General features: G+C 59.2%; 12 protein-coding genes. 8 read left to right on the top strand and 4 right to left on the bottom strand.

What is annotated here, in order from left to right:
* The first annotated feature begins 378 nt into the window (after positions 1-378).
* From ACIQJ2_RS32740 to ACIQJ2_RS32730, 3 genes are read left to right on the top strand one after another with little or no spacing between them, the layout of a single operon-like run.
* Positions 379-1,131, top strand: coding sequence for an ImuA family protein (locus tag ACIQJ2_RS32740; protein WP_400675246.1), 753 nt, complete (start codon positions 379-381; stop codon positions 1,129-1,131).
* Positions 1,052-2,563: a Y-family DNA polymerase gene (locus ACIQJ2_RS32735; protein ID WP_400675248.1), complete on the top strand. Its 1,512-nt coding sequence runs from the start codon at positions 1,052-1,054 to the stop codon at positions 2,561-2,563. The genes ACIQJ2_RS32740 and ACIQJ2_RS32735 overlap by 80 nt, the downstream gene beginning before the upstream one ends.
* Positions 2,560-5,817: an error-prone DNA polymerase gene (locus ACIQJ2_RS32730; protein ID WP_400675250.1), complete on the top strand. Its 3,258-nt coding sequence runs from the start codon at positions 2,560-2,562 to the stop codon at positions 5,815-5,817. Before ACIQJ2_RS32735 ends, ACIQJ2_RS32730 begins: the two co-directional genes overlap by 4 nt.
* A gap of 195 nt (positions 5,818-6,012) precedes the next feature.
* On the opposite strand, the gene ACIQJ2_RS32725 is transcribed toward ACIQJ2_RS32730, so the two are convergent.
* The 3 genes from ACIQJ2_RS32725 to ACIQJ2_RS32715 form a co-directional block, all read right to left on the bottom strand.
* Entirely contained in the window at positions 6,013-6,867 is an 855-nt protein-coding gene (locus ACIQJ2_RS32725; RefSeq protein WP_400675252.1) for a hypothetical protein, read from the bottom strand.
* Positions 6,868-7,158: 291 nt separating this feature from the next.
* Positions 7,159-7,644 (bottom strand): GNAT family N-acetyltransferase, encoded by a 486-nt coding sequence (locus ACIQJ2_RS32720; protein WP_400675254.1) that lies wholly within the window; start codon positions 7,642-7,644, stop codon positions 7,159-7,161.
* 309 nt (positions 7,645-7,953) lie between these two features.
* A complete protein-coding gene (locus ACIQJ2_RS32715) occupies positions 7,954-8,202 on the bottom strand; it encodes a helix-turn-helix domain-containing protein (protein WP_400675256.1) in 249 nt (82 codons plus the stop codon).
* A gap of 406 nt (positions 8,203-8,608) precedes the next feature.
* On the opposite strand from ACIQJ2_RS32715, the gene ACIQJ2_RS32710 reads away from it, so the two are divergent.
* Positions 8,609-8,887 carry a hypothetical protein gene (locus ACIQJ2_RS32710; RefSeq protein ID WP_400675259.1) on the top strand — a complete coding sequence of 93 codons (279 nt, stop codon included), beginning with the start codon at positions 8,609-8,611 and terminating at the stop codon, positions 8,885-8,887.
* Positions 8,888-9,167: 280 nt separating this feature from the next.
* A complete protein-coding gene (locus ACIQJ2_RS32705) occupies positions 9,168-9,596 on the top strand; it encodes a hypothetical protein (protein ID WP_400746699.1) in 429 nt (142 codons plus the stop codon).
* A gap of 252 nt (positions 9,597-9,848) precedes the next feature.
* Here the strand turns inward: ACIQJ2_RS32705 and ACIQJ2_RS32700 are convergent, their stop codons facing one another.
* Entirely contained in the window at positions 9,849-10,547 is a 699-nt protein-coding gene (locus ACIQJ2_RS32700; protein ID WP_400675264.1) for a TetR/AcrR family transcriptional regulator, read from the bottom strand.
* Between the two features lie 135 nt (positions 10,548-10,682).
* Here ACIQJ2_RS32700 and ACIQJ2_RS32695 point away from each other — a divergent pair, with 135 nt between their 5' ends.
* Genes ACIQJ2_RS32695 through ACIQJ2_RS32685 form a run of 3 tightly spaced genes read left to right on the top strand, consistent with a single transcriptional unit; the run spans position 10,683 to position 14,610 of the window.
* Positions 10,683-11,690, top strand: a complete 1,008-nt coding sequence (locus ACIQJ2_RS32695; protein WP_400675267.1) for an efflux RND transporter periplasmic adaptor subunit — start codon at positions 10,683-10,685, stop codon at positions 11,688-11,690.
* Positions 11,691-11,701: 11 nt separating this feature from the next.
* The gene (locus tag ACIQJ2_RS32690; RefSeq protein WP_400675269.1) at positions 11,702-13,462 is read left to right on the top strand and encodes an ATP-binding cassette domain-containing protein; all 1,761 of its coding nucleotides are present in this window, start codon (positions 11,702-11,704) and stop codon (positions 13,460-13,462) included.
* On the top strand, positions 13,459-14,610 hold the full coding sequence (locus tag ACIQJ2_RS32685; protein ID WP_400675271.1) for an ABC transporter permease: 1,152 nt from the start codon (positions 13,459-13,461) through the stop codon (positions 14,608-14,610). Before ACIQJ2_RS32690 ends, ACIQJ2_RS32685 begins: the two co-directional genes overlap by 4 nt.

The following is a 14,610-nucleotide window of genomic DNA, read 5'->3' as shown; positions in this document are numbered from 1 at the left end:
AGTTCGATGTAGTTCAATACTAAACGGTCGCCTTGATACCGGCTCAGGCGGAATTCTTGTGATTTATGTGCTTGCCGATGAGTAAGGAAGTTAGGCCGTTCACACTTATACTTAGGTGTTGCATCGATGATATCGGAGCGGCGCCTCTTTTTCTCCCCCGCTGGAAATAGATTTCTTTGATAGCATTGTCGCCTCCTTCTGTGGCTACAGCGCTGATTCATCTCTGCAATTTTGAATCCCCTAAAACTAAGGGAATAAATTCCTGTTTTGACCCATCTTGACTTGGTCCTGGATTAAGAACAGAACGGGAACATAGTCATTTGTGACGACATCAGGTCGCGCTTTTTCACCCCACGAACCGAAAGGATTGCGTGAATAATGGCGGCTGCCCGCGAGCACGTCATATCGGATCTTCGTACCAGCATCGCCGCGCTCGAGCGGCCTGTCGGACGTAAAGCAGATTATTTGCCCTTCGGAGTTCCTGAGATCGACGCCGTTCTTCCCGGCGGCGGCCTTGCCTATGGCGCTCTGCACGAGTTCGCCGGCGGCGGGGCCGGCGTCGTCGATGGTGCCGCTGCAGCGCTGTTTGTTGCCGGAATTGCAGCACGGACGAAGGGAAAGATCGTCTGGTGCCTTACCCGGCCGGACCTGTTCTTTCCGGCGCTGGCCCAAGCAGGCCTCCATCCGGACCGGGTCGTCTTCGTCGAGGCCGACAAGGAGGAGGATGTCCTGGCCTCGATGGAAGAAGCCTTGGCCTTTGGCGGGCTTGGAGCCGTCGTCGGCGAGATCGTCCGGCTGCCGATGGTGGCGTCGCGCCGCCTGCAATTGGCAGCCGAGAAGACGGGAACGATAGGCTTGGCCGTCAGGCGCTGGCGCAGGCAGACGGAAGCTAGTGATTTCGGGCAGCCGACGGCATCGACGACACGCTGGCGGGTCAGCCTGCTGCCGTCGGAAGAATTGCCAGTTCCAGGTGTCGGCCGCGCCAGGTGGTTCCTGGAATTGATGAGAGTGAAAGCAGGCGAATGCGCCGAGTTTATCGTTGGAGCGTGTGATGCCTCGGGTCGTATCCATCTATCTATCGGACCTTCCGACCGACAGGATCAGGCGGGCGGATCCCGCCATATCGCCTGAACAGCCTGTTGTCGTCATTTCAAGGAGCGGCTCCAAACGCTGGGTGTCGGCGGCTGACGCCATGGCACGGAAGGTGGGCGTTCGCGTCGGCATGAAAGCGGCCGAGGCACAGGCCCTGTTCGGCGGCCTTCTCATGATCGACGCTGATCCCGCAGCCGATGCCACCGCACTCGAGCGGATCACGCTGTGGGCGCTTACGCAATATTCTCCGATTGTCGCCATGGACGGTATCGACGGGATCGTCATGGATACGGAAGGTGCGGATCATCTGCAGGGTGGCGAGTTGCCGATGCTGACCGGGATTGCCAACCGGTTCCGGGCGAGGGGGCTTGCGACCCATGTGGCGATCGCCGACACTTGGGGTGCGGCTCACGCTTGCGCCCGTGCCATCAACCGCGAGATCGTCATCATCCCGCCTGGAGAGACCTTTCGCGCGGTCGAACATCTACCGATTTCCCGGCTGCGGTTGGCGGACAAGATCGTCGGGGATCTGCGAACGCTGGGTTTCAAGACGATCGGCGAGCTGTCGGCAACGCCGCGCGCACCATTGGCTCTTCGCTTCGGTCCTGAGATCGGCAGGCGGCTCGACCAGATGTTCGGTCGGCTATCGGAACCGATTGATCCGATCCGAACGCCGGACCTGATCGAGGTCAGTCGCTCCTTTGCCGAACCGATCGGCGCAGCGGAGACCATCAACAAATATGTCGGACGTCTGATCGTGCAGCTTGTCGCCGAGCTGCAGCGCAAGGGGCTCGGGGTACGACGGACCGACCTCATCGTCGAGAAGGTCGATGGTATCAGGCAGGCCATTCGGGCGGGGACAGCGAAGCCAGCCCGTGATGTTGCCTGGCTGACGAAGCTGTTTCGGGATCGCACCGAAAAGATCGAACCGGGTTTCGGCATCGAGAAGCTGACGCTCGTTGCCGTCATGACGGAACCGCTTGCCGACGAGCAGCGGTCGTCCTCATTGGTCGATGACAGCGCCGGAGACATCACGCCGCTGATCGACATCTTCGGCAATCGTGGGCAGCGCGTCTACCGGATGGCGCCGGTCGCATCCGATGTTCCCGAACGCAGCATCCGGCGTATCCCGGCCGCGGTTGAACACGTCGTGGAGTCTTGGGTGCATCATTGGCCTCGGCCCGTGCGGCTTCTGGCACAACCGGATCGGATCGAAGCCATCGCACTTTTGCCGGACCATCCACCCGCCAGCATCACCTGGCGCGGCAAGCGGCGTCGTGTGAAGCGTGCCGATGGCCCGGAGCGCATATTTGGGGAATGGTGGAAGCGTGACAGCGAACTCTCGGCAGTGCGCGATTACTTCGTGATCGAGGACGAAGGCGGTGAGCGCTTCTGGATCTATCGCAACGGTGACGGCATCGATCCGGAGACGGGATCGCATCGCTGGTTTCTGCACGGGATCTTCGCATGAGATATGCCGAGCTGCAGGTCACCACCCATTTCTCTTTCCTGCGCGGAGCATCCTCTGCCGACGAACTGTTTGCGACGGCGAAGATGCTGGGGATCGAGGCACTCGGGGTCGTCGATCGCAACAGCCTTGCCGGGATCGTCCGGGCGCTGGAAGCATCGCGGACGACAGGGCTGCGTCTGGTCGTCGGTTGCCGCCTCGATCTGCAGGATGGCATGTCGATCCTCGTCTACCCCACCGACCGCGCCGCATACTCCCGTCTGACCCGGCTGCTGACACTGGGGAAATCCAGAGGTGGCAAGGACAACTGCATTCTCCACATCGAGGATGTGGCTCTCTATGCCGAAGGTCTGATCGGAATCCTTGTGCCCGATCTTGCCGACGAGACCTGTGCCGTCCAGCTTAGGAAGCTCGCCGACATCTTTGGCGATCGTGCCTATCTGTCGCTCTGTCTTCGCAGACGGCCGAACGACCAGATGCGGCTATACGAACTGTCCAATCTGGCGGCGCATTTCCAGGTGAAGACGGTCGTCACCAACGACGTGCTGTTCCATGAGCCCGGCCGCCGGCAGCTTCAGGATGTCGTTACCTGCATCCGCAACAACACGACGATCGATGAGGTCGGTTTCGAGCGTGAGAGGCATGCAGACCGTTTCCTAAAAACCCCGGACGAGATGGAGCGTCTCTTTCCGCGATATCCGGAGGCGCTGCGGCGAACGATGGAGATCGTCGAGCGCTGCAGGTTCTCGCTGGAGGAGCTGACCTATCAGTATCCGGAGGAAGCGATCGTGCCGGGCAAGTCTGCCCAGGAATCCCTGGAGCACTATGTCCGGGAATGCATCCCGAACCGCTATCCGGAGGGATTGCCGCCATCGGTGCTGAAGGTGATCCGGCACGAGCTTGATCTCATCCGCACCATGAAATATGCACCGTATTTCCTGACGGTGTTTTCCATTGTCCGCTATGCCCGCAGCCAGGGCATCCTCTGTCAGGGACGGGGCTCGGCCGCCAACAGTGCCGTCTGCTATATCCTTGGCATCACCTCGATTGACCCCGAAACCAATAACCTTCTGTTCGAGCGTTTCGTGTCCCAGGAGCGAGACGAGCCGCCCGATATCGACGTCGACTTCGAGCACGAACGGCGGGAAGAGGTCATCCAGTGGATCTACAGGACCTACGGGCATGACAAGGCAGCGCTCTGCGCCACCGTCACCCGGTATCGGGCGAAAGGGGCGATCCGCGATGTCGGCAAGGCGCTGGGACTGCCGGAGGATGTCATCAAGGCCTTGTCGTCGGGCATGTGGTCCTGGTCGGACGAGATCAGTGACAAGAATGTCCGGGAGTTGAACCTCAATCCGGACGATCGCCGTCTGGTCCTGACGCTGAAACTTGCTCAGCAGCTCATGGGTGCTCCGAGACACCTTGGCCAGCATCCGGGCGGCTTCGTGCTCACCCATGACAGATTGGATGATCTGGTTCCCATCGAGCCTGCGACCATGAAGGACCGGCAGGTCATCGAATGGGACAAGGACGATGTCGAAGCGCTGAAGATGATGAAGGTCGACGTCCTGGCGCTCGGCATGCTCACCTGCATGTCGAAGGCCTTCGCTCTCATCCGGGAGCACAAGAACATCGACCTGGACCTCGCAAACATCGAGCAGGAGGATCCGGCGACCTATGCGATGATCCGCAAGGCCGACACGCTTGGCACCTTCCAGATCGAAAGCCGGGCTCAGATGTCGATGTTGCCGCGGATGAAACCCCGGACCTTCTACGATCTCGTTATCCAGGTCGCCATCGTCCGGCCCGGTCCGATCCAGGGCGACATGGTCCATCCTTATCTTCGCAGGCGCGAGGGTAAGGAAACAGTCGAGTATCCGAGGCCCGAACTTGAAGCCGTGCTTGGCAAGACGCTCGGGGTGCCGCTGTTCCAGGAAAGCGCAATGAAGGTCGCGATGGTCTGTGCGGGATTTACCGGTGGCGAGGCCGACCAACTCCGCAAATCGATGGCGACTTTCAAGTTCACGGGCGGTGTCTCCAAGTTCAAGGACAAGCTCGTCTCCGGCATGGTCGGAAATGGCTATACGCCGGAATTCGCCGAGAAGACCTTCAGTCAGCTCGAAGGGTTTGGCAGCTACGGCTTCCCGGAAAGCCATGCTGCGTCCTTCGCCCTGATTGCCTATGCATCAAGCTATGTGAAGTGGCATCACCCGGACGCATTCTGTGCAGCCTTGTTGAATTCGCAGCCGATGGGGTTCTATGCGCCGGCACAGATTGTTCAGGATGCCCAGCGGCATGGGGTGGAGGTCCGGCCTGTCTGCATCAACCGGTCCCGGTGGGACTGCACACTCGAATCCGTCGAAGGCAGCGAGCGCCATGCCGTTCGTTTGGGTATGCGCATGGTACGCGGATTGGCAGAAGCCGATGTCGCGCGGATCACCGCCTCTCGCATGGATCTCCCCTTCGAGAGTGTCGACGACATGTGGCGGCGATCCGGTGTGCCTGCCGCATCTTTGGTAGAACTTGCCGATGCCGATGCCTTCCTGCCGTCCCTTAAGCTCCAGCGTCGGGATGCGCTCTGGGCGATCAAGGCGCTCCGGGACGAGCCGCTACCGCTCTTTGCTGCCGCATCTGAACGGGAGGCTCGAGCCATCGCCGAGCAGCAAGAGCCGGAAGTCGCCCTTCGGCAGATGACCGAAGGGCACAACGTTGTGGAGGATTACGGCCATACCGGGCTGACACTGCGCGAGCATCCGATCGCCTTTCTGCGTCACGATCTGACTGAACGGAGTATCGTCACCTGTGCCGAGGCCATGGGTGCCCGCGACGGGCGTTGGCTGATGGCGGCTGGTCTCGTTCTTGTGCGACAGCGACCCGGCAGTGCCAAAGGCGTGATGTTCCTCACCATCGAAGACGAGACAGGTCCGGCAAATGTCGTCGTCTGGCCGACATTGTTCGAACGCCGCCGGCGGGTTCTTCTCGGGGCTTCGTTGATGGCAATCAATGGCCGCATTCAGCGGGAAGGGGAGGTCGTCCATCTCGTCGCGCAGCAGCTCTTCGACCTGTCTTCCGATCTGTCAGGGCTTGCCGATCGCGATCAGTCATTCACGCTGCCCCTGACCAGGGCGGATTACTTTACCCATGGAGGTGGGCCAGATCCGCGGGAAAGTCCGAAGCGTGCCGTCAGGCCGAGGGATATCTATGTTCTCGACCTGCATATCGATAGGCTGAAGGTGAAGAGCCGGAATTTTCATTAAACTCGTCCGCTGTCGAACCCAGCCGATGGTTCGGGACAAGCAGAACCTCGTCAGTCAAGGCAATCCAAGCCACGACAGCGCCGGGTGCCGATCCACATAGTAAGCCATAGAAGGTGCATTTGCGCGTGGGGTCACATCGCGATGCGGGTCAACGGCTCCAGCAATTGTCGGTGCGGTAGCGGGGACCCCATCCTCTCACTCCAAGCCCTTGGTTAGACTATCCAGCCGATTTTGCGTCCGCTGCAGTCGGTTGAGGTCTTTGGCTCTTTCAATATCGAGCTGCGGCTGAACCTTGCGGGCAGGCGACGAAGGCATGATTAGCTGACCCTCTGGAAGGACCTTGTTGAAATCCTCAAGTGAGTGCTTGCCGTCTTTGCCGACAGGCGACACCAAGAGATACGGTCGCTTCGGGAAATTGGTGACATAGACATCCGCAGGAACTTTGTCCGGAATCTCTGCGAAATTGAACTCCACCGTTTGGGTGGTTTGTCGCGTACCGTCTACCCCTGGTGAGCCAGAGAAATGACCGTCGGCAATATCTGCGCCAAAGGAGGCGCTTTTTGTGACGACAACATCAATGGTATAGCTAAACGTGTCGGGCCGAGCGCTTGAGGCCAGCAGCTGGTTTGTCCATTCACGGAGTTTGAAGTCGGCTGGTGCAACAGTGATGCGAGACTTTGCTTTCTCATCACAAGCCGTTGAATCTTTCTTATTAAGGCGAAGATTATACTCAACGCTCCCGGTTCTGGTTGCATCCCGTTTGATCGACGCCCGTCCGTTTAAGACGAGTTTGTCGATATGTGCAGGAACAATCCACCCGAGTGGATCAGCGCCAACATTGGCCGTTTCTTCAGCTTTTGACGTGATCGTGTAGGTCAAGAGCCAGCGATCACGACTGATGACGGCTTTCTTGTCGAGATTCCTGAAAATATTGAGAGACTCACACTCAACTATATTTGAGAGCTGGGAAATTACCTTAACGTTGTCTACATCCAAATTCGGAACTGACGTACATCCTGAAGTCAGGGTCAAGCCAGTAATGAAAATCATCTGTCGCTTCAATGGATTTCCCTCCCCCTGGAAATAGTTAACAAATAATTATGGAATTGCTCGCTCGTTAATACTGTAAAAATGCAACAGTACTAAAATAAAGTGCTGTGGTTCACTTGGCCTTGTGGTGAGTTTGAATACTCGCCGATGTAGACGAGATACATGTGCCGCTGCGCTATACCGACGGCAATAAGATCGGGGGTGCGGTCGGGCCGACACTGTCGCGGACGCCAACTGAGACAGGTGTTCCCAGCGTGCAAGCCTTTACGTCTCGTGATTGGCAAGTTTAGTCTAGGCGCTCAGACTTTTTCGATAGCGACGGGTGGAGACGACAAACTTCTGGCTGACTGCCGCTGGTGCCCAGAGAGCATCGTCGAACGTATCAAGAAGGCTCCAACCTTGTCGTAGGTAAAAACGTTCAGCTCGAGCGTTACCCGTAGTGCAGAGAAGTTCTGCCTCCAGAATCCCACCCTGCCGCAATGTCTGCTCCGCGAAATTCAACAGGGTAGACGCCACACCTGTGCCTCGGGCGCCCACGTCGACGTAGAGCTTAACGACCTCTGGCCCCTTCAAGGAAACAAAACCTACTAGGTTCTCGCCTGATTGCGCAACATAAAACGTATCCTGCGCTTCCCTGTACCAGATGATGAAATGGCTCTTCGTTCGGTAAGACAGGACTTCCGGAGGAACCAAATCGGCATGGGCGTCGTGCCAGCCGCGATGCCAAAGGTGAACTATCGCCTCTTCATCTCGGGAGATTGTCGGTCGAATGTACATATAGTCTCGCTGCTATTTCTGGGACGGAGGACAGGATTGTCGATTTCGATGGTGGGGTGACGCGATCGTCAAAATACCCATTCTCAAATAAGCGACCGAGTATTGGCCTGAAGTCGTCGAGTCGGGAATCTCAGAATTAAATGGAAGTGCAGGGATCTATGGTTCTGACGACTTCGTCAATCAAACAGCGTTGTTTAGTCGCCGCCAGGCGCGGGAGCATCTGAGAGGGCAGAGGTTAGGTGAACGGTGTGCGGACATCAACCTGATCGAATCGTGCTTGCCAAACTCGAGGGGCGGCGAAAGTGAACATTAGCCACGCGATGGCTTTCTCCCGCTCTTGAGCGGCTTCATTGTGACGAGATCGTCCGCCAGCGGAACGAAGAACTCCGAAATATCGCAAGACAGCGCTTCTGCAATCTTTTCAAGCGTTGTGACCGTCGGGTTTTTACTGCCGCGTTCGAGATAGCCGACATAGGCGCGTTCGACATTGGCTTCAAGCGCGAGATTGTCCTGCGAGATTCCCCGCAAGACCCGCAATCGTCTCAGATTCAGTGCCACTCGCTGCCGCGCATCCATTTCGGAAACACAACATTTGACAGTTCATAAAACCACGTATTATAAGACCATGAAAGGCGACGATGAAGGAACCGCAGGTAGTAGCCTTAGTTTTGCGGACCTGGGGCGGCACTCGTCTCGCGTTCCAGGGGCCTCGGATCAGCATTGAATCGGAATTTCTTTACTTCGGGAGATTGGCGGGCAGGTGAGGTCGCAGGAGGTGAATGACGATGTCCCCAGTGAAACGGCAGAGTTTCTGATGGCCTTGCTCGTTGCCGTCAGAAGAATCGTGGGGAGCGGAGCGCAAGCTAAGCTGAGGATAGCGAATGCCTGCGTCGGAGCTTGTTCACCCATAGCGACGATAGATCATGACTGCGGTTCGGCTCGCCCGCGTATCGAGGCATGCCGGATGCAATTCGACGTCCGTAAGAACGCAGAAGATCCCGTCGCAGCCGGCCGGCTGCGGGTTGCGATCCAGAAGCGGGTGAGCGAGCGTGAACTCGATGGTTGGCGGGTCTCCGCCAAAGACCTGAAAACGGCCGGAGATATGGCCACTGCGCTGATCCTTGCCGTCGTGCTGATCTGTCTGGCTCTCGCGTCACAGGTCGCGAGTTTCCCTCCGCCGATGGCCATTACTGTGTCCGCACCTAACCACAATCAAGCTGTTCGGAGCTCGAATCATGGGTGATTCTGGGAATAGCAGAACTTTATCAAAAATCATGCAACGCCACATACTTGCAACCGGCGCAGAACCGCACGGGGATGCCGCACTGACGCTATGGAGCGAGTGGTTTATGCTGCATGAGAGGCGCGAAGCTCTGTCTGTCAAACAGCAGGCGATGGAAACGCGTCTCCTTGCGATGGTCGGCAGCGCCCCAATCATAGATCTAGCCACTACCGGCGATGAGGCTTCCGCGTTCGCGTCAACCGACGATGAAATCGACGCTCTTCTTCCTGGGGAGCATATGATGGACGCGAGAAAGCGCGCCAAAGCCCGGCTCGACAAGTTGCGTGTGGAATGGCAGGCGGCAGATGACCAGCTCGGCTACAGTCGGGCGCATCAGGAGGAACTGGATGTCATGCATGCGGAGCTCGAGGCCGCACAGCGCCTATGGGAGGTCCCGGCTCGCACCATCGCCGGTGTCGCGGCAAAACTGCACTCCCTCGTGGAATGGGAAGACCCCGGCACCACCCCAGGCGAAAGCCCCTGGCCGGAACTGCGCTCCATCCTTGGCGATCTGGTCGATATCGGCGAGCTCGATGGGATCTCGGAAGCAGCTGACGGGGTTAGTGCTCGCATCGCAGCTTCTGCCTCTCAAGAGCAGCCAGTCTACTATGGACCCCAAACCGGTCAATCAATACGAGCGATACAAAAGTCTGCCGCTGAGGGAGCCTAGGATAGCCTTCACCACGCGGGGCGAGCAGCCGTCGTCGTCAAGGAGCGTTTCATCACCATTAGCAAATGCGTTATGGGCACGATGCGGGTTAGCGTTCGGCAGCAAGGTTAGCCGGGTCGTAAAAACGAAGACAAAGGAGATTGCGCCGGGGTGCAACCGCTAGCCGAAGTCTGTGGGCAGCAGCGGCCGATCGTTCGACTGTGGGAAAAGATAGCGGTCACGCTGCCCTCGTTCGGCCTATCGCCATGCGGATCAATTCGTAGCATCCATTGACCCCGACGCTTTCTCGGACGTGGAGAGCTGTGCGAGACCGCCAAGGGTGAAGCGAAACAGCCGCTCCGCCAGCTCTTCATCCGTCGTCATTTCCCTGCCGAGTGCTGGAATGATTTCGGATACGCGTTTTTCGGCCACCAGCATCATGAAGCAAGGCGCCATTGTGGAAAGTGCGGCTTGTGCGACTAACGGGTGATCCGGGGTGACGCCGATGATCTCGGCGATGACACCGAACAGCAATGCTTTCTTCGGCTCTATCTCTTCACGACGAAGCTTGTCGATATGGGGTGTTGGCGCGATGAGCTCGCGGACGATTACCTTCGCCGGCCAGGAATTCTCGCTGTTGGCCCGCACGACCTTGACCAGCAGGCCAATGAGCCGGCGCAATTTTTCCTCGGCGGCAATATCCGCTGCCACTGCGTGCGCAAGCACTTCGTAGCTCATGAGTCGACGATGGCCTTCGGCGAGAACATCTTCATATAGGGCCTCGATGCCACCGAAGTGGTAGTTGACCGCTGCGGCATTCGTGCCCGCCCTGAGAGCAATTTCCTTTGCCGTCGCACGGTCGAATCCGAGCTCGGCGAAGACCGCGCCTCCTGCCTCGAGCAGGCTCATCCGCGTTGCCGCGCCGTCCTGCCGATCTTTGGAGCGCGATGATCGTCTGTTGCTCTCGACCATTCTCTCTGCCTTTCCATTCATTCAAAGATTAAATTGAAATTTTAATTTCACAAGTGCTATAATCGGGCACGCATCGATTTTAGATCGTCGTTCGCCTCACTAGAGCCGGCATCTCGTTTGGAGTTCAAATAAACCATGCAGCGCGTCTCAGTCATCTTGATCCTCGTGATCGCCGCAGCCGGCGGTACCTGGTGGTATCTCCATCGGGACGACGGTTCCAACGCACTCGTTCTCTATGGAAACGTCGACTTCCGGCAGCTTACCCTAGCCTTCAACGGCAGCGAACGCGTTGCCGAAGTCCTTGTCGAAGAAGGCGCACAAGTCAAGAAAGGCCAGATAGTTGCCAGGCTGGATACCAGCCGTCTCCAGCCGCAGGTTGCTCAGGCCGAGGCGCAGGCAGCAAGCCAGCGCGCCAATCTGGCGCGTCTGAAGAACGGCAGCCGTCCCGAAGAGATCGCCCAGGGGCGCGCCAATCTCGAATCCGCCAAGGCTGAGGCGGTCAATGCCCGTGCCCAGTTCGAACGCCAGAACGCGCTCGCACCGAAGGCCGTTGTCAGCCAGCAGGCTCTGGACGAGGCCCGCTCGGCGGCGGCCGTCGCCGACGCGAAGGTCGTCTCGAACCAGAAGGCGCTGGACCTGCTCGTCGTCGGCTCGCGCATGGAAGATATCGACGAGGCGGAAGCGCAGCTTCATGCGGCCGAAGCCAATGTCTCGCTGCTGCATCAGCAACTCGCCGATGCCGAGCTCAAGGCGCCTGTCGATGCGATCGTGCAATCAAGGCTGATCGAACCCGGCGAGATGGCCTCGCCGACCCGCGCTGCCTTCTCGCTTGCAACCCTCAGCCCGAAATGGGTGCGCACCTATGCCTCCGAAACCCAGCTCGGCATGCTCCGCCCCGGCATGAAAGCCTCTGTGACTGTCGATTCGCTTCCGGGGCAAACGATCCCCGGATGGGTCGGTTTCATTTCCTCGGTTGCCGAGTTCACGCCGAAATCGGTGCAGACGGAGGAGCTGCGCACCAGCCTTGTGTATGAGGTGAGGGTCTTCGTCGACGATCCCAACAATATGTTGCGCCTGGGAATGCCGGCAACCGTGACACCGCTTCCGGGCGAGCAGGCGAAACTTGCAACCGCGCAGCAATAGACGAGGATGCCATGAGTGACATCGATCTGTCGCTGATAGCACGCAATCTCCGCAAGACGTTTCGCCGGAACACTGGAGAAACGGTGGAAGCGCTCGCCGATGTCTCGCTCGACGTTCGCAGGGGAGCGCTGACGGCGCTCGTCGGTCCGGATGGCGCCGGCAAGACGACATTGCTGCGTCTGGCATGCGGCCTTATCGCTCCGGATGAGGGCAATCTGCAGGTGATCGGCGTCGATGTCGCGAGGGAGCCGCAGCAGGTCCAGGATCGCATAGGCTACATGCCGCAGAGGTTCGGCCTCTATGAAGATCTGAGTGTTCAGGAGAACCTCGATCTCTACGCCGATCTGCATGGCGTGACGCAATCCCAGCGCGACGAAACCTATCCACGCCTATTCGAGATGACGCAGCTTGGGCGGTTCAAGCAAAGGCCGGCGGGAAAATTGTCCGGCGGCATGAAGCAGAAGCTTGGTCTTGCCTGCACTCTGGTGCGCGCGCCTGAACTGCTGCTTCTCGACGAACCGACAGTCGGTGTCGATCCGCTGTCGCGGCGTGAGCTCTGGGACATCGCCTTCAGGCTCATAAAGGAGGACGGGCTGTCGGTGATCGTGGCAACCTCCTATCTCGACGAAGCCGAGCGCTGCGAGCATGCCGTGCTCATGCATGCGGGAAAAATCCTCGATCAGGGGCCACCGGCCGAGATCACGGCGAAGGCAGAGGGATGCTGCTTTATGGTCGATACCCCCGAGGGCATGACCGCAAGATCGCTGCAGGCCCGCCTCTTCGCACTGCCTGGCATTGTCGATGCCGTTCCCGAAGCCGGGCGCGTTCGGATCGTGCGTAAGCCGGACCAGAAGGACGAGCCGCTGCAGCTGGATGAGACGAAGCACGACACCGAAAGCGTCGCGCCGCGGTTCGAAGATGCCTTCATGATGCTGTTTGCCGCTGTTGCCGGCGATGGAGAGCGCCAGACGCACGTCGTTCAGCCCGCAGAGAAGCGCAACGGCGACGAAACGATCGTGCAGGTTCGCGACCTCGTCCGCAAATTCGGAGATTTCACCGCCGTTGACCGTGTCAGCTTCAGTGTCCGCAAGGGCGAGGTCTATGGTCTCCTCGGTCCGAACGGTGCCGGCAAAAGCACCACATTCCGGATGCTCTGCGGCCTGCTGCCGGCCAGCGACGGAACCTTGATGGTCGCCGGCGCCGATCTGCTGACGGCGGGCGCGAAGGCGCGGGAGCGGCTGGGCTATGTCGCGCAGAAATTTTCGCTCTATGGGCAGCTCAGCGTCGACGAAAACCTGGAGTTCTTCGCAAGCGCCTATGGGCTGCGCGGCAAGCACAGGAAGGAGAGGATCGACTCCCTGAAGAACCAGTTCGAACTGGGCCAGTTTTCAAAACTGCCGAGCGGGCAATTGCCAGGCGGGTTCAAGCAGCGGCTGGCGCTTGCCGCCGCCCTGCTGCACGAGCCGGATATTCTCTTTCTCGACGAGGCGACAAGCGGCGCCGATCCACTCGCCAGGCGGCAATTCTGGGGGCGGATCACCGCTCTGTCGGAGCAGGGGGTCACCATCATCGTCACGACGCACTTCATGGAAGAAGCCGAGTATTGCGACCGGATTATCATCCTCGACGCCGGCCGCAATCTGGCGGAGGGAACTCCAGTCGAAATCCGCTCCCATGCGGGTGCGCAAGGCGAGACGGCAGCGACCATGGAGGAGGCGTTCATCGCGATCGTCGAGAAGGAACGCCACAGACAAGCGGAGAAGGCTGCATGAGCGAACCCGTCAAACATCCCGGCCAAGGATTGCGCGCGGCCTTGCGCCGCATCCGCGCGCTCATCCGCAAGGAGACCTGGCAGCTCTTACGCGACCCGAGCAGCATCGCGATCGGCATTGTTATGCCGGTGGCGCTGCTGATCCTGTTCGGATATGGCATCAATCTCGACGTCAAGAATGTTCCCGTTGCCATCGTCATGGAGGAGAACTCGGCCGAGGCACGTGGGCTCGCGTCCACCTTCGAGCTCTCCAGCTATTTTTCTCCGAAGCCCGTCAAGACGATGGCCGAGGCCGAAGCGATGCTTCTATCATCGCAGGCAAGAGCGATCGTGCGGATCCCTTCCGGCTTTGCCCGCAAGGCCGCCGTGGGCAATGGTGAGGTCCAGGTCGTCGTCAACGGCAGTGATGCCAACACCGCCCGTATCTCGCTCAGCTATGCGGAAGCAGCGGTCGGCGTCTGGGCTGCGAAGGAAGCATCGCGCCAGGGCGCATCCACCGGCAGCGGCGTGGCGATCCAATCCCGGCTCTGGTTCAACGAAGCCAATGACAGCAGCTATTTTCTCGTGCCGGGTCTCGTCGTTCTCGTCATGACGCTGATCGGCGCGCTTCTCACCGCCCTCGTCATGGCGCGGGAGTGGGAGCGCGGCACCTTCGAGGCGCTGTTCGTGACGCCCGTCCGCTCGACCGAAATCCTGCTTGGCAAGACGGTTCCTTATTTTGTGCTCGGGCTGGCGGGCCTGGCACTCTGCGTCGTCGGAAGCCGGCTGCTTTTCGGCGTGCCGCTTCGCGGATCGCTGCTGGTGCTCACCATCGTATCCATGCTCTATCTTCTAGTAGCGCTGGGACTTGGGCTTGCGATATCCTCGATCACCAAGAGCCAGTTCATCGCCAGCCAGATCACGGTTCTCGCCACCTTCCTGCCGGCCATGATGCTCTCTGGCTTCATGTTCGATCCGAGGAGCATGCCCTTGGCGGTGCAGATCATCACCTACATCTTTCCCGGTCGGTACTTCGTCACCCTGCTGCAGACCCTGTTTCTCGCCGGCAATATCTGGAGCGTCATCCTGCCCAATGCGGCGGTGCTCGCCGGCATGGCGACGGGGCTCCTGGCGCTCGCCGTCCGCATGACCCGCAAGAGGATCGCATAA

It is taken from the genome of Rhizobium sp. NPDC092011 (assembly GCF_044756305.1).
Taxonomy (GTDB): Bacteria; Pseudomonadota; Alphaproteobacteria; order Rhizobiales; family Rhizobiaceae; genus Rhizobium.
Note: the sequence above shows the minus strand (reverse complement) of the source record. Positions and strands in the feature narration are given on the sequence as shown.